General features: G+C 47.7%; 25 protein-coding genes, 1 tRNA gene and 1 riboswitch. Of the genes, 15 read left to right on the top strand and 11 right to left on the bottom strand.

The features are described from left to right. Positions 1–53: 53 nt before the first annotated feature. From JNC77_RS04020 to JNC77_RS03985, 8 genes are all read right to left on the bottom strand, one after another. Positions 54–128 (bottom strand) — tRNA-Met (locus JNC77_RS04020). A 64-nt stretch (positions 129–192) separates the two neighbouring features. Further along, positions 193–1,356 carry a hypothetical protein gene (locus JNC77_RS04015; protein ID WP_374829659.1) on the bottom strand — a complete coding sequence of 388 codons (1,164 nt, stop codon included), beginning with the start codon at positions 1,354–1,356 and terminating at the stop codon, positions 193–195. A gap of 44 nt (positions 1,357–1,400) precedes the next feature. Continuing rightward, on the bottom strand, positions 1,401–1,622 hold the full coding sequence (locus JNC77_RS04010; RefSeq protein ID WP_374829657.1) for a hypothetical protein: 222 nt from the start codon (positions 1,620–1,622) through the stop codon (positions 1,401–1,403). A gap of 263 nt (positions 1,623–1,885) precedes the next feature. Beyond that, positions 1,886–4,036 carry an AAA family ATPase gene (locus JNC77_RS04005; protein ID WP_374829655.1) on the bottom strand — a complete coding sequence of 717 codons (2,151 nt, stop codon included), beginning with the start codon at positions 4,034–4,036 and terminating at the stop codon, positions 1,886–1,888. Then, positions 4,011–4,280: a hypothetical protein gene (locus JNC77_RS04000; RefSeq protein ID WP_374829653.1), complete on the bottom strand. Its 270-nt coding sequence runs from the start codon at positions 4,278–4,280 to the stop codon at positions 4,011–4,013. Before JNC77_RS04000 ends, JNC77_RS04005 begins: the two co-directional genes overlap by 26 nt. Before the next feature lie 5 nt (positions 4,281–4,285). Further along, positions 4,286–4,741 carry a hypothetical protein gene (locus tag JNC77_RS03995; protein WP_374829651.1) on the bottom strand — a complete coding sequence of 152 codons (456 nt, stop codon included), beginning with the start codon at positions 4,739–4,741 and terminating at the stop codon, positions 4,286–4,288. Between the two features lie 94 nt (positions 4,742–4,835). Next, positions 4,836–5,081: a hypothetical protein gene (locus tag JNC77_RS03990; RefSeq protein WP_374829649.1), complete on the bottom strand. Its 246-nt coding sequence runs from the start codon at positions 5,079–5,081 to the stop codon at positions 4,836–4,838. A 134-nt stretch (positions 5,082–5,215) separates the two neighbouring features. Further along, positions 5,216–5,419, bottom strand: a complete 204-nt coding sequence (locus JNC77_RS03985; protein WP_374829647.1) for a helix-turn-helix domain-containing protein — start codon at positions 5,417–5,419, stop codon at positions 5,216–5,218. A 133-nt stretch (positions 5,420–5,552) separates the two neighbouring features. Between JNC77_RS03985 and JNC77_RS03980 the strand changes: the two genes are divergently transcribed. The 9 genes from JNC77_RS03980 to JNC77_RS03940 all read left to right on the top strand — a co-directional run bounded on the left by JNC77_RS03980 (position 5,553) and on the right by JNC77_RS03940 (position 16,386). Further along, on the top strand, positions 5,553–6,707 hold the full coding sequence (locus tag JNC77_RS03980) for a tyrosine-type recombinase/integrase (protein WP_374829645.1): 1,155 nt from the start codon (positions 5,553–5,555) through the stop codon (positions 6,705–6,707). A gap of 323 nt (positions 6,708–7,030) precedes the next feature. After that, positions 7,031–7,483, top strand: coding sequence for a hypothetical protein (locus JNC77_RS03975; protein WP_374829643.1), 453 nt, complete (start codon positions 7,031–7,033; stop codon positions 7,481–7,483). A 376-nt stretch (positions 7,484–7,859) separates the two neighbouring features. Beyond that, positions 7,860–9,284: a phosphomannomutase gene (locus JNC77_RS03970; RefSeq protein ID WP_374829641.1), complete on the top strand. Its 1,425-nt coding sequence runs from the start codon at positions 7,860–7,862 to the stop codon at positions 9,282–9,284. Between the two features lie 4 nt (positions 9,285–9,288). Then, entirely contained in the window at positions 9,289–10,704 is a 1,416-nt protein-coding gene (locus JNC77_RS03965; RefSeq protein ID WP_374829639.1) for a mannose-1-phosphate guanylyltransferase/mannose-6-phosphate isomerase, read from the top strand. Between the two features lie 217 nt (positions 10,705–10,921). Next, complete coding sequence (gene gmd, locus JNC77_RS03960; RefSeq protein ID WP_374829637.1) at positions 10,922–11,896, top strand: GDP-mannose 4,6-dehydratase; 975 nt, start codon at positions 10,922–10,924, stop codon at positions 11,894–11,896. A 12-nt stretch (positions 11,897–11,908) separates the two neighbouring features. Beyond that, on the top strand, positions 11,909–12,871 hold the full coding sequence (locus tag JNC77_RS03955; protein ID WP_374829635.1) for a GDP-mannose 4,6-dehydratase: 963 nt from the start codon (positions 11,909–11,911) through the stop codon (positions 12,869–12,871). Further along, positions 12,868–14,037, top strand: a complete 1,170-nt coding sequence (locus tag JNC77_RS03950) for a glycosyltransferase family 4 protein (RefSeq protein ID WP_374829633.1) — start codon at positions 12,868–12,870, stop codon at positions 14,035–14,037. Before JNC77_RS03955 ends, JNC77_RS03950 begins: the two co-directional genes overlap by 4 nt. 48 nt (positions 14,038–14,085) lie before the next feature. After that, on the top strand, positions 14,086–15,195 hold the full coding sequence (locus JNC77_RS03945) for a glycosyltransferase (protein WP_374829631.1): 1,110 nt from the start codon (positions 14,086–14,088) through the stop codon (positions 15,193–15,195). Positions 15,196–15,246: 51 nt separating this feature from the next. Continuing rightward, positions 15,247–16,386 (top strand): Gfo/Idh/MocA family protein, encoded by a 1,140-nt coding sequence (locus JNC77_RS03940; protein ID WP_374829629.1) that lies wholly within the window; start codon positions 15,247–15,249, stop codon positions 16,384–16,386. Here JNC77_RS03940 and JNC77_RS03935 read toward each other — a convergent pair. Continuing rightward, positions 16,383–17,429: a Gfo/Idh/MocA family protein gene (locus tag JNC77_RS03935; RefSeq protein ID WP_374829627.1), complete on the bottom strand. Its 1,047-nt coding sequence runs from the start codon at positions 17,427–17,429 to the stop codon at positions 16,383–16,385. The genes JNC77_RS03940 and JNC77_RS03935 overlap by 4 nt on opposite strands. A gap of 501 nt (positions 17,430–17,930) precedes the next feature. Between JNC77_RS03935 and JNC77_RS03930 the strand changes: the two genes are divergently transcribed. After that, on the top strand, positions 17,931–19,367 hold the full coding sequence (locus JNC77_RS03930; RefSeq protein WP_374829625.1) for a Ppx/GppA phosphatase family protein: 1,437 nt from the start codon (positions 17,931–17,933) through the stop codon (positions 19,365–19,367). Further along, positions 19,364–20,089, top strand: coding sequence for an RlmE family RNA methyltransferase (locus tag JNC77_RS03925; protein WP_374829623.1), 726 nt, complete (start codon positions 19,364–19,366; stop codon positions 20,087–20,089). Before JNC77_RS03930 ends, JNC77_RS03925 begins: the two co-directional genes overlap by 4 nt. Positions 20,090–20,153: 64 nt before the next feature. Here JNC77_RS03925 and JNC77_RS03920 read toward each other — a convergent pair whose 3' ends face one another. Continuing rightward, positions 20,154–21,539, bottom strand: coding sequence for a DHA2 family efflux MFS transporter permease subunit (locus JNC77_RS03920; protein ID WP_374829621.1), 1,386 nt, complete (start codon positions 21,537–21,539; stop codon positions 20,154–20,156). Positions 21,540–22,420: 881 nt separating this feature from the next. Next, positions 22,421–22,581, top strand: a riboswitch (FMN riboswitch). Positions 22,582–22,673: 92 nt separating this feature from the next. On the opposite strand from JNC77_RS03920, the gene JNC77_RS03915 reads away from it, so the two are divergent. Then, the gene (locus JNC77_RS03915; protein ID WP_374829619.1) at positions 22,674–23,153 is read left to right on the top strand and encodes a 6,7-dimethyl-8-ribityllumazine synthase; all 480 of its coding nucleotides are present in this window, start codon (positions 22,674–22,676) and stop codon (positions 23,151–23,153) included. 40 nt (positions 23,154–23,193) lie between these two features. Here JNC77_RS03915 and fdhD read toward each other — a convergent pair whose 3' ends face one another. Further along, a complete protein-coding gene (gene fdhD / locus JNC77_RS03910) occupies positions 23,194–24,003 on the bottom strand; it encodes a formate dehydrogenase accessory sulfurtransferase FdhD (protein WP_374829617.1) in 810 nt (269 codons plus the stop codon). 115 nt (positions 24,004–24,118) lie between these two features. On the opposite strand from fdhD, the gene JNC77_RS03905 reads away from it, so the two are divergent. The 3 genes from JNC77_RS03905 to JNC77_RS03895 all read left to right on the top strand — a co-directional run bounded on the left by JNC77_RS03905 (position 24,119) and on the right by JNC77_RS03895 (position 26,754). Beyond that, entirely contained in the window at positions 24,119–24,463 is a 345-nt protein-coding gene (locus JNC77_RS03905) for a protein tyrosine phosphatase family protein (RefSeq protein ID WP_374829615.1), read from the top strand. Between the two features lie 21 nt (positions 24,464–24,484). Continuing rightward, the gene (mutL, locus tag JNC77_RS03900) at positions 24,485–26,389 is read left to right on the top strand and encodes a DNA mismatch repair endonuclease MutL (RefSeq protein WP_374829613.1); all 1,905 of its coding nucleotides are present in this window, start codon (positions 24,485–24,487) and stop codon (positions 26,387–26,389) included. 131 nt (positions 26,390–26,520) lie between these two features. Further along, positions 26,521–26,754: a DUF2093 domain-containing protein gene (locus JNC77_RS03895; RefSeq protein ID WP_374829611.1), complete on the top strand. Its 234-nt coding sequence runs from the start codon at positions 26,521–26,523 to the stop codon at positions 26,752–26,754.

The following is a 26,754-nucleotide window of genomic DNA, read 5'->3' as shown; positions in this document are numbered from 1 at the left end:
ATCAATGCGCGCAGGAATATAAAAGCCGTCCACGATGGGACGGCTCTAAAAACTGGTTGCAGAGGCAGGAATTGCACCTGCGATCTTTTGGGTATGAACCAAATGAGATACTACTTCTCCACCCTGCTAAAGACGAGGCAGTGTTTTCAACCCCTCATACTCATATCGGCTTCAACCCGCATTTCCCGACATTCAGGCTGCGATTTTATTTATAATTGTCCCAAGATTATCGTTTGCAGCCATCAAAAGCCGTTTCCCAGCCTTCTCGGCATAAGATCCACTATGACCATGTGCCTTACCGATATCTGCATACGTCTTGGCGGCATGGACGGCAGAAAGCGACACAGCGTCGGATTTCGATAATTGTGCCATAGCTGCACTCCATTGTTCTTTGCCGACAAGCGCAGTTGATATATCCGACCAAGCCTGACTGCCGCCTCCGTAACAATCTGCTTTTTTGCATCCAATAAACAAATCAGCCAAGCGCTTGGGTGCAGCGGGTAAAGCCGCTTGCTTATCCTTCTCCACAAATGGCAACCCAGCCCATGCGCGAGCTTCTTCAAAGCTCAACGATGTCGGTGGCAATGGAGGATTAGGCATATCGCAGCGGGGACGCTTGGCGGCCTTAGGTTTTAACTTGCCGCGCTTCGGAGACGACATAACAAAATTATAGAAATAGTCGTTGCTCGCCTTCAACGCTTCGACGTCGGTCGTTTCCTTGATATCATCACGTCGCTCTTTGGAATGCATCATGGCCCCTGTTCGCACACGCAAACGCTTGACCATAACGGCACCGGCATCTCCGACACACTCGACCCATTCTGTTGGGTTGATGCCGTATTCGTCAGCACCTGCAAAGTGCAAATTGCCAATCCTAATGATCTGGCCATGTTGGTTGCGTTCAAAGTCACCACCGGTGATAATGGCTTCTTCCTTGCGATATGCGCGCATTGCCTCAAGGCGGCCACCAGAAAGCATTGAAGGTTCATTCCTGTAGCGAACCTCAATACCAGCAATAGCGCTCTCTATGGCCTTTATTGATGGTACAATCTCATGAGTTCGTTCCGGCTTCCACTCCGATACAGTTTTTTGATCTTCGTCGTCGCTATCAGTTTCAGTGCGATTGTCATTATCAGGGATGATATTCCAATTCGACGTCAGCGCTGATGCAGGCACGCCGCTCAGAAACATTCGCAACGGAGCAAAGCGCTTTACCTGATCTGCTGTAAGCTTGCGTTTCGACGGACGCTGCTTTGGCATTAGTGCGCCGTCGGTTTCAGTGCTGTTCAGCAACCATGCACGGTGTGCGGCCCTGTATGTTGAAGGCTGCCAACTGGCGTCTGTGATAAAGGGCATTGGTTTCTCCTCAGTGTGGTGGTGTGGTGGTAGCAACGACTAGATCAAAGAAGCGACGGTGCGTCTTGATACAGAACGGTAACAGTCATCGCTTGGTATATCTCGCTGCCCCAATCACCAATTGAGCACATTTGAGGGGTGACTGAAATGGTATCGATTGGTTCAGATAGGAAATCGTTCAACTCACCTTCCATCTTGGTTATGTCGTCTTTTCCAAAAGCATGGAAAATCTTGACTTTTGTGTTTCCGTTAGCAGGTATCTTCATTTCGTCTCCTCGTGTAATTTGGGGGTGGTGTACCGCTGTACCGTACTAAGGAATATGATCGGTACGTACAGCTGCGAGAGGGATTAAATCCCCCTCGCGCAAAGGGTGTTTTTATAAAAATACTGTACCGGCGGTACACATTGATTTTGTTATATTTTTTATTGTTTTCTGCTGCACCCGTACAGTTGGTACAGATTCAGGTACAGTACAGCCATGAAACGGGCTTTATATAATTAACTGTACCAAGCCGCCGTACAGCATAATCAACCGAATTTTTTGCTCATTCTCATAGCGAAGTCAGCCGCAGATTGCGCTGTATGTCGACGTGCTTTTGCTTCAACAACTACCTCCCTGCCTACTTCGGTGATTTTCCACTTATTGGCTTCATATTTAATCCATTTGTCACGCTTCATGCGCTCGGTTGCGGATTGAACGCGTCGCCGGTCTGGGGCTTCATCTTTGTACCAGTCAAGGGATTCAGCAATGTCCCGAATAGACTGCGTTCCATCATGTTCAATTTCCAATAGCACCGCATCTATATCCGAAAACTCCTGACGTTTAATGGCACCCGTTTCACGCTCATCTAGTGCTTTAGCAATAACGCTTGGCACAGACCGGCCTTTGCTATCCACCAAAGAAGGCGCACTAACCGTATCAAGTTGAAAGTTGATAGGTTCAAAATCGGGCCCGCGATGCTTGCCTTGCCAATGCATTTTTACCAATCCGCCAGCCTTGGCTAACGTCAAGTTTCCGTCGACTTCTGCAATGAAAGCACCACCGCCGCGGGGCAGTAGATTATCTGCGCTGGCATTTTTGATAGGATGGCAAGCAACTAAGACAACTGGGCCGCCAGGCAGTTCACAGAGTTTCCGCAGCCCACGCGCATGGTTTCCAGCCTCAACATTGCTATTTTCATCGGTTCCCATAAAATACGCAGCAGATGTGTCAACGACGATCATATCAACGCCACCCAGCCTTTGAACGTCTGCTTTGATACGCTCAAACATCTGGCCCACGTTCAATGTTCCTTTGATGAAATGAACATCAATGTCATGAGGATTAAAGCCAATCTGATGTGCCATCGCTATCCAGCGCATCGTAACATCATCGGGGTTTTCACCGGCGAAATACAAAACGCGGCCGTGTCTGACCTCACGCCCGCCAATCGCAAGATTCAGGGCGGTTGAGGCGGCCATCAGCAATAGAACCGCCGTTTTCCCTGTCCCTGTCATACCAGTAAGAGAATAGAAGTAACGTGACTGGATTATACCGTCGATATGGTAATCTGGCGGGATAAACCCATTCACCAACTCAGAGCTTGAGACGATTCCCTGATATGGTTTTTCCTCCGGCTTATTATTGGACCCTTGGCGCTTTACTTCGGGCTGATTATCATTCGCCGGCTCCAACCTCGCTTTCGCCCCAGCCACAAGTCGGGATGTATCAACCGGCGATGTGCCGTACTGTTTATCAAACTTTGCCCACATCCGAGCAAAATCAGCTTCGAGCCGCGCACCGGAAGAATAACGCTCTTTCCATTCACCCGTGCACGCGTGAATGAGTGCTAGCCCCTCTTCCGGTGTATGACCATCGAAAGCGAGCTTTTCGATCACACGAGCAGCGTGCGCAGAACGATCCGGCTGGCCATCCGCCTGTAGCAAGTCCTCAGCAGCTCCCGAAACAGTGATACCCGCTACATCCGGCAAGTCACCGACTGCAACAGGTTTATTCTCAACCGGCGCAGATCCAGCAACAGCACCAACCGTTACCGCAAAATCCGTCGCGTCAATCAAATGACCAGACCAAGGCTCTAGCAGGCTGACCAGCGCCGGTGTTTCAGACCGTCCGCGGCTCATTTTCTTCCCATTCGGCCAGTTTAGAGTTCCGGGTATGCGCCAGACATGCGAAACATCAGCAGTTCCAAAATCTGCCCCTGTCGCTTGCCGCAATGATGCAGCAATACGCTTGGCCGTTGCAGGTGCGACCGGCTTATCAAAAATCCAGAACGGCTGGCGATTTCCGGGTGACGTTTCCAGAACGAAGCTCGGCGTGTAAGGATAATCGCCGGTCTTGCCAATGTCTGCGTCCATGTCGGCTACCAGGCCAAGCACAGCCACAATGTCGGATTCAGTCCCGCGATGACCGCGAGCAAGCCCTTTGCGCATCACTTGCAAGCCAACGTAGATGTTAGCCCCAGCTGTTTCGAGATGGGCTGATATGGCCTCAACCATACCGTCCACATCACCAACACGATGATGTGTAATCGTGCCTGGTTTGTCGGTTTCTGATGCGGTAGACGCGTGAAAAACCGAAACGACTAAAACACCGTCAACGCCAGCGGCAGCATCGTGTAGCAATGCCACGTGTTGGCGGATTTCGGCATTATGATCAAGCTGTAAAGCGATTGCGGACATTGGCAACTTGGCCTCCATGCAATGCAGCGACTGCTGCCTCTGTAAGTTGTGCGGAAATGTTTTTAGAAAAGGTAACGACGTGACGCCCTTGTGAATTAGGAGACACAATTCTGTACTGACCGCTGGAATTCTTGCGCAGTGCCAGATTGAAAATCCGACATTCTGGCGATAGCTCCACATCGAAAAGGGCAAGCGTTTTCTCACCGACGCCGAATGGCGCCGGTCGTATCTGCAAAATTTTCATGATGATTAAGCCGCCCGACCACAATCTGCAAACCAAATCCCGTCTCGCACAAAATAGATCGTATCCGGCTGCTTGCCTGCAAAAGTCCGAATGGTCACTACATCGGCATCTATTTGCGTGAAAAATTTGATGGTGCCAGACATATCCGTACAGCTCCCATCAGTCATATGAACCTGCCCCACATGACTTTCGAAGTCATATGTAATGCCACGAACATAGCACTGGAAATCAGAGTGAAATGACGGAAGCGGCTTATCGGTCTTTAGCAACTCAACAGAAGACACGGCATCAGCAACAGCAATTTCTTCCGCTATCGCAAAGGCACGCATAAACTCATTTTCTTGAATATCTGGAAATCGTTCACGGATGGCAGAGATCTGCTCTTCGCGACTCATGTCACGGTATTCTTCAATTAGGAATTTTGCAAATTCTGCGGATTTTTCTGCATTAGTAAAAGTCATGGATTTCTCCTCAAATTTTGTGGTGAAAAAAAACGCGCACGGTTTCGTTGCGCCGTACGCGCGGGGTAGATTCGGTGTTTGGGTGGATTAGTGTTTACTCGATGCCAAGCGCATCTCGCCGTGTAAGCTCAGCACGGCAGGCATCAATAACTGACTGGCATTCTGCGGCACGTGCCGTCAAAAGTTCTGCACCTATCGCAATACCACGTTCGGCCTGTTCTCGGGAGAGGTCGCCGAATTTTTCAAAAATCACTTTAAAAAATTCCACTTCGTCGTCCGGCATATCTTCAGATTCAAAAATGTATTGTGCTAAATCCAAGGCCCGGTCTGTATCAGCCATTCTGTATTCTCCTCATAAAAAAGCGCGAGCGCCATCATGGCGCCGGTTGCGCAAAAGTGTTTGTGGTGGTGATCTGGTTTATACGGCCAGCGCCGTGGCGCCGTCGTGCGCGTTCTTATTTTATGTGGGATTATTTAGGCGGCTTCTTGCGCTTCAATAAACGCAATGATTTTGGATTTACGTGCGCAAACCATATCCCCAAGCTTAAATGCTGGCAGAGTACGTTTAGATACGGCATGATAAACTTGACGGCGGTTCCAGCCGAGAAAAGTAGCAATTGCGTCGGCGCCGGTCAAAAGATCAGCAGCAAGAATATTATCATTAGCGGGAATCATCATTTTTCCTCATATAGTGTTTGGCAGGTGGTGACTGCTACTATATACACTACACCAGCGGTGTAATTTGTCAACATCTATTATCCCATCGTTCATTTGTGTTGCATGTTTTCCGTTAGTCACATATGTTCCGCGCATGACAGTACGCGAAAGAAAATGGTCGGTTAAAGGCATCGAAAAATCCGCATGGATTTCGGATTATGTCGATCAGCATGGCAAGCGCCACATCAAGACGTTTAAATTTAAAAAAGACGCGGAAGCTTTTGACAGCAAGACACACGTCGAGGTTCTTGGTCGCATTCACGTAGCTGATGCTGACACAGTAACAGTCGCAGAAGCAGGCCAGCTTTGGCTGGATGACTGCTCGGCAGCCCTTGAAAAATCCACCGTCGCGCAATACGCGCAACATCTCAACTTGCACATCATTCCATTCGTCGGAAAAAAGCGGCTGAATGAAATAACCGTCCCAACAATTCGCCACTTTATTGATCGACTCAAAAAAGAAGGTCGCTCCGATTCTATGGTTCGTGCAGTTCGGGTTAGTTTCGGGTCGATTCTTTCCGACGCGCAAGAACGCGGATTGGTGGTCAGGAATGCCGTTAAAGACATCGGGCGGTCCAAGGGTCGCACACGATCCGCAGCACGCCATAAAGCGCAAATTGAGGTTGGCGTTGATATTCCCACGACTGCTGAGATTAAGGCCATCCTAAAATCCGCAACAGGTAAGTCGCGCATCTTTATTATGACGGCAATTATGACAGGCATGCGGGCCAGTGAGCTGCGCGGTCTGCGATGGCCTGACATTGACTTCAAAAAAGCTGAAGTCATCGTTAGGCAACGCGCCGATGCTTATTTGGAAATTGGATCGCCAAAATCTGCAAAAGGCAGACGGGTCATTCCTATTCCAAGTGATCTTGTTAAAGCACTTGAGGCATGGAGGGTTGAATGCCCAGTCGGGAAACTCAACCTTGTATTCCCAACAGGAACAGGTGCAATTGAATATCATGGTAATATCATCAAGCGTTGGTATCATCCTCCCCAGATTGAGGCTGGTGTTGTAGATGCAGAAGGTACGGCAAAGTATACTGGCCTTCATGCGCTGCGCCATTTCTATGCATCATGGTGCATTAACCGGCCTGAAGATGGTGGCCTTGGTCTTCCTATTAAAAACGTACAAGAGCGGCTGGGTCATTCGTCAATCACGATGACCATGGACACCTATTCGCACCTGTTCGAACGGGGTGATGATGGGTCCGCAATGGACAATGCCGCCGCAGCTTTTTTCAACTAAATGCGACATGGTTGCAACATTTTCTAATAAGTCATTGTTTTTATTAACACATATAAATACTCTGACTCCGTTAGTCTTGGTTCGAATCCAGGTTCCCCAGCCATTTTATTTTTCAATTTTTAATGATTAAAGACGAAGACACACATGAATGTGTGTAATAAGTTTTCGTAATTGTCGTGGTTTAAAACCGGCAAAGAAAATGCCAAAAAAGATTTGCACCATAAGCATGAACTACAATTTCTTGAAATTAGTTCTATAACCTATAGAGCAATGGCTCATTTTGATATAAATATCTTCAGGCGCTATTTTCTATAAAGGCCGTGATGATGAACCGGATTGTACTGGCAATAACAGGTCTTACTGCAAGCATGTTGCTTACAGGTTGCAATACCGTAACATTACTTTGGAAACCCGGCGTTTCTGTCAATCAAAAACAGTATGATTATGATGAATGCACCATTGCCGCATTCCGTCAGGTACCAATCAATCAAGTCACCAATTATACGCCCGGTTTCTACGATCCCGGTACAACGCAATGCAGCCGTGTTGGCAACGATGTTTCGTGCTATCGTGTGGGAGAAGTCAACATTCCGGGCAGTATCAGCAGTTATGATAAAAATCAGGCCTTACGCGAGCGAGTACGTGATCGATGCCTTGCTGCTAAAGGCTACCAAAAAAAAGAAGTACCGGTTTGCACCAGCACACTACAAAAAGCAGAAGCGGACAAAGCAAAATCAATTGATCAGGTCAAATGCTGGGTCAAAGAATTAAAATAATATTGGCCGGACTGGTTGATGTTCAAAATTCAAAATAATGCTGATGTCCAGCCATGTTCATTCCGCTGAAAGCTTGCCCTTATGCAAAATTGAAAGACGTTGCCAATAGCGGGAATCGATTTTTCAAATAAATAAGAAAAGCATTCAAACGAACAGTTTGAAGTGGTGACCAAAGATAAGAAAGACACTGGTTTAGTCTGCGCGATATATTGAAAATATAAAACCTTACGGAAATGATATAGAAAATATCGCTCCGTTATCATAAAGTTTACCTATACACATAATGTTCATAAAATTATCACCTGATATAGTCTGCATCCGCTTTCCAAGCAGAGGCAAATAATCTAGCCTCTTGTTAAAATTATCAGGTACAGGCATGAGTACGCATTCATTAAAATTCGGCACCAGCGGGCTACGGGGTTTGGCAAGTGAACTTTGCGCAAAACCCGCCTATGATTATACACTCGCATTCCTGAAAGCGATGAATGATCGTCGGCCTTTGCCCGCAAATTCAAAAATCTATGTCGGGCAGGATCTTCGTCCATCAAGCCCTGAAATCGCACAATATTGCTGGGCCGCTATTCAAGATGCAGGTCTCACGCCGATTGATTGCGGCTTACTACCTACACCAGCGCTCAGTTATTATGCCGGTTATCATAATGCACCCTGCATTATGATAACCGGCAGCCATATCCCGGATGATCGCAATGGTTTGAAATTTTACCGCACGGATGGTGAAATTGATAAAAATGACGAACAAGCCATTGCCCGCTATTATCAGCTCATCGCTGAGAGCGATCATGCGCACCAACTGAATGGCGCTCAAAAAGACAATCAGGCAATTACCGCTTATCGTGACCGATATTTGAGGATTTTTAAAACCGATCATTTTAAAAATCTTTCCGTCGGTGTTTACCAACATACATCGGTTGCCCGTGATCTTATCATCGATATTTTGCAAAGTTTAGGCGCCAAGGTCACCCCTCTTGGACGTGCCGATAAATTTGTGCCGGTCGATACCGAAGCCTTGCGGCCGGAAGACATTCAGCTCCTCAAACAATGGGCCAATGAAAACCGGTTTGACCTGATTGTCTCGACCGACGGCGATGCTGACCGCCCTTTAATAGCTGATGAAAACGGTGATTTTATCCGTGGCGATTTGTTGGGTGCAATCACCGCTTGCTGGCTCAAGAGTGACAAAGTTGTTGTACCTGTTACAGCCAATTCGGCATTGGATGCTCAGTTTAATATAAAACGCACCAAAGTCGGTTCACCTTATGTCATTCAAGGCATGGAAGAAGCCATTCGTGAGGGTGGAAAATCGGTACTTGGCTTTGAAGCCAATGGCGGCGTGTTGTTAGGCAGCGATGTGACACTTGGCCAAGCCGTGCTCACTGCCCTGCCCACCCGTGATGCGCTTTTACCTATGCTGGCATGTATGAACCAGATCAAAGACTTGCAGCAGACATTATCTACCATTGCAGCACAATTTCAGTTTCGGCATGCTTACAGCGACCGGCTGCAGAATGTGACGCATGATCAAAGCGGTGCCTTTATCGCCCGCTTGTCCACACAGGATGCATCCCTTATGAAAGGGCTCGAGCCTTTTGGCATAATCGAGAAGATTGATAAAACCGACGGCATCCGGCTTATATTCAATGATGGCAGCACGTTGCATTACCGCGCTTCAGGCAATGCACCGGAGCTTAGATGCTATGCCGAAGCCAGTGATGCACAGCATGCACAAAAGATTCTGTATCAAGGCTTGAGCCTTGCAGAACATGAAACAAAAGGCGTTTGATAGAATGAATTTCGTTCCAGTTATCATCAGTGGTGGCGTCGGCTCGCGTTTATGGCCATTATCGCGCGATGCACATCCAAAACCTTTTATTGATCTGCCACAAGGCGGAACACTGATTGGCCGCACCTATGAACGCGCTGCCGCTTTAAAAGATGTCAAAGATATCATCACGGTTACCAATCGTGATTTTTTGTTTTTAACATTGGATGCTTATGCCGATTTTCAAACGAATGATAATTGCGACATTTTCCTGCTGGAGCCACAAGGACGTGACACAGCCGCGGCTGTAGCGCTTGCAGCCCTTCACGCCCACGCTACTTTTGGCGGCGATACAATTTTGCTTATCCTTCCATCCGATCATCTTGTCCAAGATCAGGACGCTTTCAGCAAAGGCGTTGAACGTGCCAAAGAACTGGCAAGTACGGGCCGTATTGTCACCTTCGGGATTGTGCCGGAAAGCCCTGAAACTGGTTTCGGCTATTTGGAAGCCGAGCACGAGGACGTGCTGCGCTTTGTCGAAAAGCCGGATGAAGACACCGCCCGATCTTATGTCGAAAGCGGCCGCTATTTCTGGAATTCGGGCATGTTCTGCTTTCAGGCTGATGCAATGATTGCCGCCATGCGTGAACATTGCCCGGAAGTTTTGCAAGGTGCTGAAGCAGCCCTTGAAAAGGCGCGTAGCGGACAGCAAGGCAATGCAGAAACTTTTGAAATCGACAAAAATCTGTTTGCCGCCACACCTGCTATTTCCATCGACTATGCGGTCATGGAAAAACAAGCCAATATTGCATGCATTCAGCTTGATTGCGGCTGGTCGGATATCGGCTCATGGTCGGCCATGGCGGAACTGGTTGAACCTGATGAGGACGGCAACCGCGTCAATGGTGAAGCTTTACTTGAAAATACCCATGGCAGCTTTGTATATTCCGAAGACCGCCTCGTCAGCCTGATCGGCGTTGATGATTTATTGGTGGTTGATACGGCTGATGCTTTATTGGTAACCCATAAAGACAATGCCCAACAGGTTCGCAATGTCTATAATCGCCTGAAAAAACAAAATCACGAAGCAGCCCAATTGCACCGTACTGCGCATCGCCCATGGGGCAGCTATACGATTTTGGAAGAAGGCGATAATTTTAAAATCAAGCGGATTGTGGTTAAACCCGGCCGCCGCCTCAGTCTGCAATCACACCATCACCGTTCAGAACATTGGATTGTCGTTTCCGGTACCGCCAAAGTGACCAATGGCGATGATGTGATTTTGCTCACCACCAATCAATCAACCTATATTCCATGCGGCCATAAACACCGCTTGGAAAATCCCGGCATTCTGCCGCTGGTTTTGATTGAAGTACAAAGTGGCGAATATCTCGGAGAAGATGATATTGTCCGCTTTGATGATATGTATGGCCGCAGTTAAAACGCGCTTTAACTGCGCTTGAACGACAATAATTCTCATCGCCTTTATATTGCTATCGGCGGTGAGAGCTATAAATACAGTTTTTTATAGCTTTATAATCCATTGTTTTTACTGAACTTATTATTTTTTATTTTCATAATATTTCTGTCAACCAGCCTTCATATTGCTGTGCGTAGATACTTTAAATCTTATTTTAATTTTGTTGGAGATTTTTCTCTTGTCCAAAAAAGCTTTAATTACCGGCATCACCGGTCAGGATGGTGCATATTTAGCGCAATTATTATTACAAAAAAACTATCAGGTTTTTGGACTGGCACGACGATCCAGTACATCTGACGTCAATTTAAGTCGGCTGGAATGGCTCGGCATTAAAGGGGATGTGCATATTATTGATGGTGATTTGCTTGATCTGTCCGGCTTGATCAGGACAGTGCGCGAAACCAAGCCAGATGAAATTTATAATTTAGCGGCACAGTCTTTTGTCAAATCATCGTGGCAGCAACCTTTTTTAACCGGACAAGTTACAGCACTGGGCGTCACCAATATTTTAGAAGCCATCAGAACAACTAAACCTGAAACACGTTTCTATCAAGCCTCATCTTCTGAAATGTATGGTCTTATCCAGGAAGACATGCAAAGTGAAACAACGCCGTTTTATCCGCGCTCGCCATACGCGGTGGCCAAGCTCTACGGCCATTGGATCACGGTCAATTATCGAGAAAGTTTTAACCTTCATGCCTCAAGCGGCATTCTTTTCAACCACGAATCTCCTCTACGCGGCATCGAGTTTGTCACCCGTAAAGTGACCGATTGTGTTGCGCGTATTAAACTCGGCATGGCACGAGAGTTACGTCTGGGCAACATTGATGCCAAACGTGACTGGGGGCATGCGCGTGATTATGTCCGCGCCATGTGGATGATGCTGCAACAAGATCAAGCCGATGATTATGTAATTGCCACCGGTCGCACCACCACTGTGCGCGACATGTGCAAGTTTGCTTTTGCGCATGTCGGTCTCACGATGGATGATCATCTTATTATTGACCCTGATCTCTTTCGCCCTGCCGAAGTGGATATTCTGCTGGGCAATGCCAATAAAGCAAAAACAGTGCTTGGGTGGCAGCCAGAAACCCCGCTGGAAGATATGATGGCGGAAATGGTTGATGCAGATTTAAAAAGACTAAAACAATAATGGATTGACTATATGAGCAAACATCGGATTCTGATAACTGGCGCCAGCGGATTTGTTGGGCAATATCTACAGAAAGAGCTGCAAACTCGCGCGCTTGAAGATGATATCGCCCTTTTCCCTTCCAGCCATATGAATTCGAATGAGCTCAGTGCTGATATCACTGATTATGCGCAGGTTTTAAGCCTTATTCATCATTGCCAACCAACAGCTATCATTCATCTGGCCGCTATTGCTGCACCACAAATCGCGCAGGCTAATTACCGGCTTGCATTTGATGTTAATGTCGCAGGTACGATTAATATTGCTCAGGCAATTTTGAACCTGTCACCGGAAACAAAACTTATCCATGCCGGCAGCAGCGAATGTTATGGCCGTTCTTTTATGGATATGTCTGCCACAGGTATTGAAGAAAGCGCGCCCTTACAACCGCAAAATATCTATAGCACCACCAAAATGGCTGCCGATATTTTATTGCAACAATTACATCACCAAGGGTTGAGGGCTGTGCGTTTTCGCCCTTTCAACCATACCGGTGCTGGCCAGGCTGATCTTTATGTTGCCTCTGCTTTTGCAAAACAGATTGCCGCCATCACACTCAAACAGCAACAGCCTGTCATCAAAGTGGGAAATTTGGAACCCAAACGTGATTTTCTCGATGTCAGAGATATTGTTCGTGCTTATGCCGATGCCGCAATATCAGACGATAATTCTCTCAATGGAGAGGCCTATAATTTAAGCACCGGCAGACCAATTCAAATTCAAACAATCTTACAAGAACTGATCCATTTTTGTCCTGAAAGGGTTGAGATCAGCGTTGATAAAACCCGATGGCGCGAAGCCGACATTCACATTGTTAGCGGCAATCCGCAAAAAGTGAAAAAGACATTGAATTGGCAGGCAGAAATAAATTTAAGCGAGACCTTGTCGCATTTATATGAAGACTGGCTACGTATTTTAAGAAGTCGGCCTTTATGAAAATAGGCGTTGATGCCAAAAATCTGATTGGCCCCAGAACCGGAATTTCACGCTACATCATCGAGATGTGTCGTCAACTCGCTCGAAACGGACATCAGCTTTTTCTTTATCTGCCGCATGACCCGCAAATTGCATTGCCTGAAATAGAAAATATCACTTATCGGATTGCCAAATGCCATGGGCTCTTAAAACGCCTCTATTGGTCTCATTCAATTTTACCTCAATGCGCCAAGAATGATCAAATCGATCTCTTCTGGGGGCCAGCACATCGGTTGCCCAAAAAACTTGATCTGGCCATTCCGACCGTCCTGACCATTCATGATCTGACTTGGAAATATGTGCCGCACACCATGCATTGGCGAACACGGGCTGGAGAAATATTATGGATGGAGAATGCGCTCGATAAAGCCCGCGCCATTATCAGCGTATCGCATTCGACGGCCGAGCAATTACAGAAACATTATCCGCAATATGCCCATAGAATCACCGTCATCCATTCTGGATTTACGCATAATTCTTCTCAATTGAGCCAAGCAGACAGACAAGATATTTTTAAAAAACACGGTCTGAATACCAAATATATTTTATTTGTCGGAACATTGGAGCCCCGTAAAAATCTTTATCGATTGCTGGAAGCTTATGCTGCCTTATCACCCCAAAACCGCAAAAAATTTCCGCTTGTCATTGCCGGCGGTCAAGGCTGGCGATTAAACAAACTCGATCAGCTCATCACAGCGTTAAATTTGCGTCCTGATGTCATCCAGACAGGCTTCATCAGCGATGAAGCCCTTACTGTTGTTTACAAAAATGCTTATTTTTTGGCTATGCCATCACTATATGAAGGTTTTGGTCTGCCCATTATCGAGGCGCAAAATCATGGCATTCCGGTATTGACCTCCAACACCTCTTCCATGCCAGAAGTTGGTGGCAAAGCCGCTTTTTATATTGATCCCTTATCCGTCAAATCCATGACGAACGGGCTCCAGCTACTTATTGAAAATAATGAGCTGTATCAAAATCTTAAGGCTGAAACGCAAAAAAATGCCTTAAAATTTCAATGGGCGCAAAGTGCACAGGATTTTGAAGATCTGATCCAACAACATTTTTCAAGCAATAACTGGCGCCAACAGTACATTATTACAAATACATATCATGCCGTCACATAAATCATAAAGAATTATTTTAAATTTATTGTATTTCAAAGAGGGCTTCAAATGAAAGTCTTACATGTTTACAAAACATATTTACCGGAAGATTTCACTGGTGTACCCAGAGTTATATACAATATAACCAAAGAAATTGTAAAAAATGACAATAAGAGCGATATTATTACAATATTAAAAGAGAAAATAACTAAAATACAAGTTCACGAAAATCATTATATATTCAATGCAAAAAACAATATTGAAGTGAGTTCTTCAAAATTTTCACTGCAAATTCTTAAATTATTCAAAAACATCATACCAGATTATGATATCATCAATTATCATTTCCCATGGCCTATGTCTGATATTATGTTTCACTATGCTGGTTTCAGAAAACCTTCTATCGTTACCTACCATTCTGATATTGTTAAACAAAAAAATCTCTTTACTCTTTACCAGCCGCTCATGCGCTCGTTTTTATCGCGCGTTGATCAGATAATAGCCACCTCGCCCAATTATCTGCATTCAAGTCCGGTTCTCCGTCATTATGAGAACAAGACATCAGTCATCCCTCTAGGCATTGCCGATCGCAGCAAAGTTTCAGATGCTTTAATCCATAAATGGCGGGAAGAACTTGGTGACAATTTCTTTCTCTTTGTTGGTTCACTGCGTTATTATAAGGGCATTCAATATTTACTTGAAGCAGCAGAAAAATCAGGCCTTAAAGTTGTTATTGCAGGTTGTCCCAAGAAATCAGACATCAATATAAACAATGTTCCAAATAATGTTAAATTATTAGGCATCGTCGATGAAGAAAACAAAGAAGCTCTTTTAAGCCTCTGTCGTGCATTTATTTTGCCCTCGCATTTGCGCTCGGAAGCCTTCGGCATTGCTCTGTTGGAAGCTGCGCGCGCAGGCAAGCCCATGATTTCGTGCGAAATGGGCACCGGCACTAGTTTTGTTAATCTGAACGGGTTAACCGGCTACACAGTTGCACCCGCCAATTCTGATGTTTTGGTGACAGCCATGCTCAAATTAAGCACCAATAAACACAATGCCTTATTGATGGGACAAAATGCACGCCAGCGTTATGAAGAGTTTTTTACAGCGGAAAACATGGGCAAAGCCTATATGCAAGCCTATCATAACACGATAGAAAGTTTTTATGCCAAGCGTTAAATCGTTCCCTCTCTAACCAGAGCAGAACCAGCGCAAGTTTGGAGATGACGCGTGAATATTGCATTTATAGGCACCGGTTTTGTTGCCGATTATTACATGACCAGTCTGGCCAATTATTCTCAGCTGGTGCTCGTTGGCGCTTATGATCATAATGAACAACGTCTGCATGAGTTTTGCAAATATTACAAAGTTAAGTCTTTTTCTTCCTATGAAGAAGTTTTAACTGATCCGTCCATTGATATCGTTATCAACCTGACAACGCCGGAAAACCATTTTCATATAACATCGGCAGCACTCCATGCAGGCAAACATGTTTATAGTGAAAAGCCACTGGCGATGGATTTTAATGATGCTCAAAAACTTGTTGGATTAGCACAGAAAAAAGGACTGATCCTTGCCGCTGCTCCTGCCAATGCGCTCAGTGCTGCGCAAAAGCTTGTTAAAGAAAACATTCATGCAATCGGCCAGCCACGACTGGTCTATGCCGAGATGGAAGACGGGCCAGTCTTTCGCGACAAATGGGCGACATGGAAATCCAAGTCTGGTGCACCATGGCCGGGTCTGCACGAGTTTGAAATTGGCTGCACGTTGGAACATGCAGGTTATGCACTTTCATGGCTTGTTTCCCTCTTTGGCCCTGTCAAAACGGTCAATGGTTTTTCTGCCATCAGTTTTCCCGATAAAGGCGAAGGCACGCAACATATTCAAATGGCACCGGATTTTACCGTTGGTTGCCTGCAATTCCATTCCGGCACAATAGCACGCGTCACTTGCGGTCTTGCCATGCCTCGTGACCGTTCCTTCACCGTCGTCGGCGACAAAGGCTCGCTCACCGTTGATGATTTATGGGATGAATATTCGCATGTGCGGCTTGAGAAAGTCGGAGAAAAGCGCCCGTTTTTACAGCGCTTATTCAACCAGATCGAACCCCGATTTGGCAAATTCATCAATTTCCGTCCGGCACCCGGCAAACGTTTGACCTATCCAAAACCCGCCAAAGAGGTAATGCTTCCGGCATTTCCGTCACAAATTGATTTTGCCCGCGGGATTGCCGACATGGAACGCGCTATATCTATCGGAACAAAACCGTTTTTTTCAGCCGATATTGCCCTGCATATCACTGAAGTGGCGCTGGCGCTCAACAATGCCGATAAGCATAGCCAACCTTATCAGGTGCAAAGCCGGTTTTAACCGGCTTTATGTGCGGACTGCGACAACACAGACTGAATAATCGCCGCAACAGCGTAGGAATCTTCCAATGGCATCACCTGCGTTTGGCTTTGATGTAAACTCACTGCCTGCATTACCGCTTCGGCTTGAAACCGAAGCCCATGCCCCTGAAAAGCATAGGTTTCGATCCGTCGACCGGGCAAGTTGAAACGATTCAGGATTTTTCGGAAGAAAGAAGATTTATTGATTGAGCTCTTGAGCCAGAATTGTTGCCATCGGCCGGAATAAATTATCAGCCTTTGTGCCTTTAAAAATGGCGCATCAATTTCAATCGCACCTTTGCTGCCCGTAATAAGATAACGATTGGCGCCATCCCGATCAAAGCCACAACTCAGCTGTGCCTTTGTTCTTGGATAAATCAGTGTGAAATGGCTGCGCATATCGCAACCGGTTGGTGCCGCAAGCCAGTAACCGCGTGTTTGATCGGGTAGCCCAAGCAGATAAAGCGTCAGCGACAAAGGATAAACGCCCAAGTCAAAAGCTGCACCTCCTCCCAATTTACAGTTAAAGAAACGGCTTTCGGCGCTTATTTGACGTTCATAAGAAAGATCAGCCTGAACTTCGCGAATTTCACCGATTTCTCCATTATGAATATGATTCTTTAAAGCGGTGATTGCCGGCAAAAAACGGCTCCACATCGCCTCCATCGCAAAGCCGGATGTTTTTGTATTGGCTGCGATAATTTTCTCGATATCAGCAACACTCAATCCCAACGGCTTTTCCGTCAGCACAGGCTTATTAGCGGCAATGGCCTGTATTGTATAGGCCACATGGGTATTGTTAGGCGTGGCAATATAAACGGCATCAATGTCCGGATTTTCCAACATGACAGCAAAATCAACGTAATGCTGATCTGCCTTTATTTTTTTTGCAAATTGCTCAGCATTCGCTTTACTGCGTGAGCATACAGCAATCACCTGCATTGTTCCCGTTGCCGTGATGTCGGCGCAAAAATTATGCGCAATGGCTCCGGTGCCAACGACTCCCCATGCAAATTTTTTCATATGCCAGCGCTCCGCTAACCGATATTGCATAATAACCTGCTGTTCAGGCATTCTACATTTTATACACAGTCATGGACAAAGCCCAATATATTTGCATATGCCTGCACCCAGCATTTAAAGGCTTTCCAGCACTTATACATGATTAATATCCAAGAAAACGAAAAACCTGCCCTTGGTAATTTGGCAAAGCACTGCTACATTAAGGGTAACACATGTATAAAAAGCGCCCTGCTTGCGTCCTTTACCGGTTCGCGCGGCGCCAAAAGGACTAAGACCTTGAAAAAGCCCAACCAGCACGGTGCAAAACCGGCAAAGAGTGGGGCGTCCGGCAATAATACGAGCGAAAACAACGTTCGCATTGTCGCTATAAACGGCAACCGGTCTGAAAACCGCGCAGCCACAACCGGATCAACTCCACCGCAGGAGAAAAATGATTCGGGGCGCTCCGAAAGGGAGAGACAAACTCCTTTACCGCTGCGGATCAACGCTGATCAGCCTGCTATGGCGGAACAGAGAAAGCGCGCGCGTCGTCGTAAACGCGGTAAAAGTGCAGCCCAGAAGAATACTCATCTTTCAGAGAATGCGGTTAATCAGCCTTCGCTTTCCGAACAAAAAGTGACTGATGTCAACAAAACCAAATTAACAAAGCGCAAGAGACGTTCACGGCGCAAAAAATCAGCCACTCAAACCAGTGCTTTGCAAGCAGGCCAACCGCAGAATTCCGCACAACTACAAGCAAGCAGCATGAATGAAAACGGATCGTCCGCTGCTCATCGTACTGGTGATGTTTCCAGATCACCGCGTAGTATCCAGCGTTCATCCCATGCGGCTAAGGCACATACAGCTAAAACAGCACAGTCAAAATCTATGCCACAGCCGCAGGCGGCACGCAGCAATTATCTGCGCAACAACTCATATGAAGCGCCGCTGTATGCAGCGCTTGATCTAGGAACCAATAATTGCCGTCTGCTTGTAGCCTCTCCCACAAGACCGGGCCAATTTCGCGTAGTGGATGCCTTCTCGCGCATTGTGCGCTTGGGCGAAGGCTTGAGCACGACCGGCCGCCTCAATGAACAAGCGATGGATCGTGCAGTTGAAGCGCTGAAAATATGCCGGGACAAGCTCACGGTACGCAATGTGAAGCGTTCCCGCCTCATTGCCACAGAAGCCTGCCGTGCAGCCGAAAACGGCGATATTTTCTTGCAACGTGTGCGCAATGAAGTAGAGCTGGAACTGGAAATCGTTGACCGCCAGACCGAAGCCCGCCTTGCGGTTTCCGGTTGCGGCACACTGGTCGCGCGTGAAACTGACGCTATTGTGCTGTTCGACATTGGCGGCGGCTCCTCGGAAATTGCGCTGATTGATGTTTCCAAACGCCGTTCACCGCGTTTGGCCGAACATATTATCGCATGGACATCACTACCCGTTGGCGTGGTCACTTTGGCCGAGCGCTTTGGCGGACGGGATGTAACGCCGGAAAGTTTTTCGGCAATGGTTGGGCATGTCAGCGAATTGCTGAGCAATTTTCAAGAACGCCACCATTTGGGCCAGCTGGCACAAAGCACGCGTTTCCATCTGCTCGGCACCTCCGGCACGGTCACGACACTTGCAGGCATTCATTTAGGCCTAGAGCGCTATGATCGGCGCCGCGTTGATGGTATGTGGATGGGAGCAGATGAAGTAACCCATATGACAGACACACTCTTGTCATGGGGCTTCGACAAACGGGTTGCCAATCCTTGTATTGGCGCAGATCGCGCCGATCTGGTATTGGCAGGATGTGCAATTCTGGATGCGATACGCAATGTATGGCCAAGCGAAAAACTGCTGGTCGCGGATCGCGGATTGCGCGAAGGTATTTTGACGGAACTGATGTCACGCGATGGAGCCTGGCGTCATTTTAAGCCGAACGGGCATAAGAACAGGCAATATTCATGAGTACTAAAGGTGGCGGTAAACCGGGAGGTGCAAATACCGGAGGGCGCGGCGGTGCAGGCACACGTGTCATGCATACACGCGTCAAGAAAAAAGCAGGCACAATTAAAGAATCGTCACGCCGCTGGCTTGAGCGTCACCTCAATGACCCTTATGTGCATAAATCCAAAGCAGACGGCTATCGCTCGCGCGCAGCCTATAAGCTGATCGAGATTGATGAGCGCTACAATATCCTGAAAAAAGGCCAGAAGATCATCGATCTGGGCGCAGCCCCTGGTGGTTGGTCGCAGATTGCCGCTAAAATTGTCGGCTCGACAGATGAAAATCCGCAAGTGGTTGGCATCGACTTTTTGGAAGTCGATCCGCTTTCCGGCGTGATTTTGCTGCAGATGGACTTTCTGGAAGATGAAGCGCCAGCAAAGTTGATAGAAGCTTTGGGCGACAAGCCTGATCTCGTTATTTCCGATATGGCGGCACCGACGACAGGCCATCGCCGCACTGACCATTTACGCACCGCGCATCTTTGTGAAGTGGCGGCAGATTTTGCTATTTCAGTGCTGAAACCGGGCGGACACTTCCTGACCAAGACGTTTCAGGGCGGCACCGAAAACGAGCTTCTAGCATTGTTGAAGCAGAAATTTCGCTCTGTGCATCACGTCAAACCACCGGCATCGCGTGCTGAATCGGTCGAGCTTTATCTGCTCGCACGTGACTTCAAAGGCTAAGCACAATCAATTCGTTTAAAATTAAAATGCCTGACCGGAGCATCCTGTCAGGCATTTTTTATGTTTAGTTTTTACGGATTTTTCTTCCCGAAAGCTGATGGCCGGCATCCGGATCAAGCTTGATAAAGCTGAAAAAGGCTATTCCAGAAATAGCTGCAATAATGAAGAAACCAATATGGAAATCACTGAGTAGCAATTCTTTACCGTGAAACAGCGTGCTGATTTCCAAAATACCACCAGCGATGGCCACGCCAATAGCCAGCGACACTTGCTGCGCCACAGTGGTGATCGGTGTTGCCTGGCTGGTTTTCTCGTTGGGAATTTCTGCATAGGCTAAGGTGTTGACGCCCGTAAACAAAAGCGAGCGGCCAACACCACCAATCAGCAGTGCCATGAAGATAATCCAATAAGGCGTTTCCGGTGTAAAGAAACCGTTGATGGCAATGAAACTTGCCGAAATCAGTGAACAAAGCGCCAATGAATTACGAAAACCAAAACGCGCGAACATTGAGCGCGCGCCAAATTTCATGGTGAAGGCACCAATAGCAGAGGTAAATGTCAGCATACCCGACTGAAAAGGTGTGAGGCCGAAACCGACCTGAAACATCAGCGGCAGCAAAAATGGCACCGCACCAACACCGAGACGGAAGATACTGCCGCCCACGACAGAAATTCTGAAAACCTTATTTTTAAACAGTGACAAATCCAGCAAGGGTTCGGCCACACGTCTGGCATGCCAGACATAAAGAATACTGGCGACAATACCAACTATCAGCGTGCCGACACCGACAAATGGTGGCAAAGCCGGAAGGCTGACCACCGAAAGCCCGAACACCACGCCCGACATGCCAAGCCCTGAAAGTACAAATCCTGTCCAGTCGAGTTTGCGGTTCATCAGTTCTTCCGCATCGGGCAGATATTTGGTTGAAAACCAGATGCCCATAATACCAATCGGCACATTGATGATGAAAATCCAGTGCCATGTGAAATAGGTCGTAATAAAGCCACCAATCGGCGGCCCCGCCAATGGCCCGACCATCGCCGGAATGGAAAGCCATGCCATTGCAGAAACAAGTTCATTACGCGGTGTTGAACGGATGATCAGCAAGCGCCCGACAGGTGTCATCATTGCGCCACCCATACCTTGAAGCGACCGCGCCAAAACAAAAGCGGTCAAGGAATTGGACGCGGCACAGGCAAGCGAGCCCAGCACAAACACACCGATTGCCGCGCGAAAAACCCGCTTGGCACCAAAGCGATCAGCCATCCAGCCGCTGATCGGAATGAAGATCGCTAATGATACCAGATAGCCGGTTAATGCCAGTTTCAGCGCAATAGGACTGGTGCCCAAATCCTCTGCAATAGCCGGCAATGACGTGGAGATGACGTTCGAATCCATATTCTCCATGAAAAGAGCAATGGCAAGAACAAGAGGCACTGACCGGTTCACGGCAATAAATCCCTGTTTCCTCAACATTTGAGGCATTCAACTTCGATTATCAGTTACAGGAAATTTCCGTATTTACGGGCTTTCTGTCTTGATGGCTTGGCTTAGTTTAATCAAGAAAACACCAAATAACAGCTTAAAGTTGATAAAAAATTAGTGACAAAAAAGCGCTCCTATTATTGAAAACATTGCACTTTCCGACGCCTCGAAACTCACCAAGTGTTACACGCGTTCACAAATGTCATTTCGAGGGTTGCGCCACAGGTTACACGCTGTTACATTGTGTGAAGACAGTGTTTTTAACGAATTTCCTGAATGAGACTGGGGACATTTTCAGGGTGACGGAAAGGGATATAGCATGAGCGATCTGACAAGAACCGCAGTTCTCTATTCTATGATGATTATCAGCCTGAATACTGCACTGGCTATCGCAGTGATGGGTTTTGATCTTCTGCACTGATTAAAGTGTAAAATTGAGATATAACCGTTGGTTTGCAATCGGTTTTCGGGTGACTATGAAAAATGGTGACCAGAACAAAGATCAGACAAAACAACCAAGAATTCCTATTTTGTTAAGAAGATTTTAATCCCCTGCACGTGAAACTGCTATCTAAGAGGTCAAGTCTAACAAGACTAAGCCTCTTATAAGAATCGGCTGATAGATTAATACTATCAGCAGCCTTGGCGATCACGTCAAAGCAGAACAGTTTTCTTGCCCTCCAGGCACATTTGAGAAAGAGCGTTTCATTGGCAATAATGAAGCGCTCTTTTTCCTTGCCCGATCTCATTTCTGATTCCAGCGGCATCTTTGCAACGCAACTAAAGCCTCTGGACAAACACCATAACAAAACCTACATTTGTCATAGCCGCGCAATCCCGTGCGGTCTTGTTCTCGGGGCGGGGTGCAATTCCCCACCGGCGGTATGAAGTTTGAACATTCAAGCTTTGAGCCCGCGAGCGCTTATACTTGCATGGCAAGTTTAAGGTCAGCAGATCCGGTGCGATGCCGGAGCCGACGGTATAGTCCGGATGGAAGAGAGCGAAAGAAGACTCAGGATCTGAGCGTAGCCAAAGGTGACGTGCGGATTTTTATGGGTATTTTTTTGTACGCCCTGTATCTAGTTTCGTGAGGAACCTATGACACAGAGCTATCCGAACACAAAAGCTTTCAAAGTTGCATTTATTCAGGCACGCTGGCATGCCGATATTGTTGATGAAGCGCGTAAAAGCTTTATTGATGAGATCGCCAAAATTTCCGGCAATAAAGTTGAAGTTGAAATCTTCGATGTGCCCGGCGCTTATGAAATCCCGCTGATGGCCAAAATGCTGGCTGAAACAGGTCGTTATGAGACGATTGCCGGTTGTGCTTTCGTGATTGACGGCGGCATTTATCGCCATGATTTTGTCGCAACTGCTGTGATTAACGGCATGATGCAGGTGCAGCTGGAAACCAATGTGCCGGTATTGAGCGTGTCGCTCACCCCGCATCATTATCACAATAGCGATGAACATCATCAGTTCTTCCATGCGCATTTCAAAATCAAAGGCGTGGAGGCTGCCCATGCTGCCATGCAGATTGTGACCGAGCGTGAACGCATCAAAGCACTGACGGCGTAATCACTCTATCAACGAAAATGGCGGGGATTTCCCGCCGTTTTTATGTGGGCAGCACCCGCTCTGGATGTGTGTAAATATCAAATTCTTTGCCGCGGACTAGCGCCACCAATGTAAGCCCTGCTTTTTCAGCCGTTTCAATCGCAAGCATTGTGGGTGCAGAAATAGCTGCCAATAAGGGTACGCCAATAATGGCAGACTTTTGCACCATCTCCACTGATAACCGGCTGGTTACGGCCACTAATCCTTGGTTTGAGACATATGTGTTGCGCAATAAAGCGCCAGCCAATTTGTCCAGTGCATTATGCCGCCCGACATCTTCCCGCACGATGACGGCGCCCTGCCCTTTCAAATAAAACCCTGCGCCATGCACGGCATGCGTTGTCCTATTGAGTTTTTGCTTGGCCGCTAAATCTGCCATTGCGCCTGTAATGTCTGCGGCTGAGAATTTTGCATTGGCTATATCCACTTGCGGCACCGGACGCAGCGCTTGTTCGATCGATTCAATCCCGCATAAACCACAGCCGACCGGCCCTGCCATATGGCGGCGACGCGCATTGAAATGCGCGCGTGACTGCTCTTTCAGTGTCACTTGTGCATCAAAACCACCATCAACCGACACGATATTGATGGTCTCAATATCGGTCATTTTTCCAATAACACCTTCGGTCAAAGCAAAACCAATGGCAAAATCTTCCAAATCATCGGGTGTTGCCATCATCACCGCATGGGTTGTGCCACCAAAACTCATCGCAACAGCTACTTCTTCCGGCACCATGCGTGTCGAACTTGAAAAAACGCCTTCCCGATAAATTTGTCGCTGAACAAGCCGTGAAGATTTTTCATTAGACATGGCTTCTCCCGTTAATTTATCCCATATTAGACTTATATGTATGGCTTCAAGATTCTGAAGCTCCAACGATATTCCGTCCCATACGGACAATGAGCAATAACCGCAGGGTAGCACAATGGACATTCGCCAAATCGACGATATTTATTCAGTCACCGGCCAGATTTCGCCTGATGATATACGTGATCTTGCCGCTCAAGGCTTCCAGATGGTGATCTGCCATCGCCCTGATGGTGAAGGTGGCGCAGACCAACCCAATTTTGCCGAAATCGCCAAAGTGGCTGAAAAAGTTGGTATTACCGCAGTGCATGTGCCTTTTTCCGGAGGTATGCTGACACAGGAAGATGTGGACGTTATGGCAGAGGCTCTCGCCAAAGCTGAAGGCCCTGTGCTTGGTTTCTGCCGTTCCGGTGCCCGTTCCGCGCAAATTTACAGCATCACCCGCGGCTTACAAAATAATTAGGCAAAATAATTAAGATCAGCAATGTCTATCAAACATCTCAACGAAACCATCATCAATCAGATCGCTGCGGGTGAAGTGATCGAGCGTCCGGCCAGCGTTATCAAAGAGCTGGTGGAAAATGCGATTGATGCAGGGGCTGACCGGATTGAAATTGTCACCGCCGGTGGCGGCAAGACGTTGTTGCGCGTCATCGATAACGGTTCCGGTATTCCGCAAGCTGAGTTGAGCTTGGCGATCTCGCGTCACTGCACATCAAAACTCGATAATGATGTGCATGACATTCGCGCACTGGGCTTTCGTGGCGAGGCTTTGCCTTCCATTGGCTCGGTGGCGCGACTGAGTTTGAAATCACGCGTTAGAACCGCCGATAGCGGTTTTGAAGTGAGTGTTGAAGGTGGCCATGTGGCCGAGCCCCGCCCTGCTGCTTTGAATGTCGGCACGATTGCAGAAGTACGCGATCTTTTCTTCGCAACGCCTGCCCGTTTAAAATTCATGAAGACGAATCGCGCCGAGGCAACCGCTATCACAGAAGTGATCAAGCGCATTGCCATTGCCTTTCCGCATATTCGTTTTTCTCTGGCCGGAACAGATCGCACCAATCTGGAATTGCCCGCCACCGGCACCGGCAGCCAAGCCATGCTTGAGCGTATCTCGCAAATATTGGGCAAGGAATTTGCCGAAAATGCTTTGGCTATTGATGCGGAGCGTGATGGGGTGCGTCTTTCCGGTTTTGTCGGCATTCCATCATTTAACCGCGGCAATGCCCAGCATCAGTTCGCCTATGTCAATGGTCGCCCTGTGCGCGACAAGCAAATCTTTGGTGCGCTGCGCGGTGCCTTTATGGATGTGATTGCGCGCGACCGCCATCCGGTTGCGGTGCTGTTTTTAAATCTTGATCCGGCATTGGTGGATGTCAATGTGCATCCGGCCAAGGCCGATGTGCGCTTTCGTGATCCGGGGCTCGTGCGCGGGCTGATTGTCGGTTCTATCAAACAGGCGCATGCGCAATCCGGCATCCGTGCGTCAACCAATGCTGCCACCAACATGATGGAAGCCTTCAGAGCGCAGGGTTTGCAACCCTCATCCAACATGCCGCCTCAGCAAGCTTCAAGCTATCGCCCGCAATTTGCGAGCCGAGACTGGCAAGCATATCAACCGCGCCAGGAATGGTCGCCGGCAACGGCTCATCCGGCTCATCGCCCGCTTGATCTGGATGGCAGCACCTCACCACAACACACAACGCCAACTGGTATGAATGAAGCAGGGCAATCGGTTTTTGCCGATATCAGCATTCCGACCGCTGATGCGCGTGCCGGTATGGCCGAACCTGAAACCGAAATTATGGCGATGCCGCTGGGTGCTGCACGCGCACAAGTACACGCCAATTATATTGTCGCACAGACGGAAGACAGTCTGGTGATTGTCGATCAGCATGCAGCCCATGAGCGTCTCGTTTATGAAGCATTGAAAACAGCGCTTCATTCCAAACCAATGGCATCACAAATGCTGCTTATTCCGGAAATTGTCGATCTGCCGGAAGAAGATGCCGACCGTTTGACCGCCCATAGCGAAACATTGGAGCGTTTCGGTTTAGGCGTTGAACCCTTTGGGCCGGGTGCTGTGGCAGTGCGTGAAACACCTGCCATGCTTGGCGAAATGAATGTACCGCAGCTCATTCGTGATTTAGCCGATGAAATTGCCGAGCATGATACCGCCAATGGCTTGCAGGAAATGCTTGATCATGTGGCAGCGACAATGGCTTGTCACGGCTCCGTGCGCTCCGGCCGCCGCTTGAAACAGCAGGAAATGGATGCTTTGTTGCGCCAGATGGAGGCAACGCCCGGCTCCGGCACCTGCAATCACGGTCGTCCAACCTATATTGAACTGAAACTCAGCGACATCGAACGATTGTTCGGACGTCGTTAAACAAGAGCATGTCTCCAAAAAGTGACTACCTGTTTTGGGATAAAGACATGCGTAAACTAAAATGTTAGAGCGCGCGCAATAGATACAAAAAAGCGCGACACGCTCTAAAAAAGAACGAACTGGATAAGAACATGAACAATTTTGGCGGCTCGCACTCAACAGAAGCCCGTATCCGTTATCTCGATGGTGATTTTGATATTCTGACCATGGGCGAATATGTACTTTGTGCGGTCAGCGGTGCTAAAATTCCGCTCGACGAGCTGAAATATTGGAGCGTCGAGCGTCAGGAAGCCTATGCCACCGGCGAGATTTCTTTCCAGCGTGAGTTGGACATGCATCCGGAATTACGCAAACGCGACAAATAA

It is taken from the genome of Paenochrobactrum pullorum, assembly GCF_041929845.1.
Lineage (GTDB): Bacteria > Pseudomonadota > Alphaproteobacteria > Rhizobiales > Rhizobiaceae > Paenochrobactrum > Paenochrobactrum pullorum.
This window is presented reverse-complemented; position numbering and strand designations above follow the sequence as displayed.

Coding starts and splice junctions, on each gene's coding strand:
- JNC77_RS03995 (WP_374829651.1), bottom strand. CDS start 4,741: ATGACTTTTACTAATGCAGAAAAATCCGCAGAATTTGCAAAATTCCTA.
- mutL (WP_374829613.1), top strand. CDS start 24,485: ATGTCTATCAAACATCTCAACGAAACCATCATCAATCAGATCGCTGCG.
- JNC77_RS03965 (WP_374829639.1), top strand. CDS start 9,289: ATGAATTTCGTTCCAGTTATCATCAGTGGTGGCGTCGGCTCGCGTTTA.
- JNC77_RS04010 (WP_374829657.1), bottom strand. CDS start 1,622: ATGAAGATACCTGCTAACGGAAACACAAAAGTCAAGATTTTCCATGCT.
- JNC77_RS03970 (WP_374829641.1), top strand. CDS start 7,860: ATGAGTACGCATTCATTAAAATTCGGCACCAGCGGGCTACGGGGTTTG.
- JNC77_RS03935 (WP_374829627.1), bottom strand. CDS start 17,429: ATGAAAAAATTTGCATGGGGAGTCGTTGGCACCGGAGCCATTGCGCAT.
- JNC77_RS04005 (WP_374829655.1), bottom strand. CDS start 4,036: ATGTCCGCAATCGCTTTACAGCTTGATCATAATGCCGAAATCCGCCAA.
- JNC77_RS03950 (WP_374829633.1), top strand. CDS start 12,868: ATGAAAATAGGCGTTGATGCCAAAAATCTGATTGGCCCCAGAACCGGA.
- JNC77_RS03990 (WP_374829649.1), bottom strand. CDS start 5,081: ATGGCTGATACAGACCGGGCCTTGGATTTAGCACAATACATTTTTGAA.
- JNC77_RS03980 (WP_374829645.1), top strand. CDS start 5,553: ATGACAGTACGCGAAAGAAAATGGTCGGTTAAAGGCATCGAAAAATCC.
- JNC77_RS03930 (WP_374829625.1), top strand. CDS start 17,931: ATGGCGGAACAGAGAAAGCGCGCGCGTCGTCGTAAACGCGGTAAAAGT.
- JNC77_RS03945 (WP_374829631.1), top strand. CDS start 14,086: ATGAAAGTCTTACATGTTTACAAAACATATTTACCGGAAGATTTCACT.
- JNC77_RS03915 (WP_374829619.1), top strand. CDS start 22,674: ATGACACAGAGCTATCCGAACACAAAAGCTTTCAAAGTTGCATTTATT.
- JNC77_RS03905 (WP_374829615.1), top strand. CDS start 24,119: ATGGACATTCGCCAAATCGACGATATTTATTCAGTCACCGGCCAGATT.
- JNC77_RS03985 (WP_374829647.1), bottom strand. CDS start 5,419: ATGATGATTCCCGCTAATGATAATATTCTTGCTGCTGATCTTTTGACC.
- JNC77_RS03895 (WP_374829611.1), top strand. CDS start 26,521: ATGAACAATTTTGGCGGCTCGCACTCAACAGAAGCCCGTATCCGTTAT.
- JNC77_RS04015 (WP_374829659.1), bottom strand. CDS start 1,356: ATGCCCTTTATCACAGACGCCAGTTGGCAGCCTTCAACATACAGGGCC.
- JNC77_RS04000 (WP_374829653.1), bottom strand. CDS start 4,280: ATGAAAATTTTGCAGATACGACCGGCGCCATTCGGCGTCGGTGAGAAA.
- fdhD (WP_374829617.1), bottom strand. CDS start 24,003: ATGTCTAATGAAAAATCTTCACGGCTTGTTCAGCGACAAATTTATCGG.
- JNC77_RS03925 (WP_374829623.1), top strand. CDS start 19,364: ATGAGTACTAAAGGTGGCGGTAAACCGGGAGGTGCAAATACCGGAGGG.
- JNC77_RS03955 (WP_374829635.1), top strand. CDS start 11,909: ATGAGCAAACATCGGATTCTGATAACTGGCGCCAGCGGATTTGTTGGG.
- JNC77_RS03975 (WP_374829643.1), top strand. CDS start 7,031: ATGATGAACCGGATTGTACTGGCAATAACAGGTCTTACTGCAAGCATG.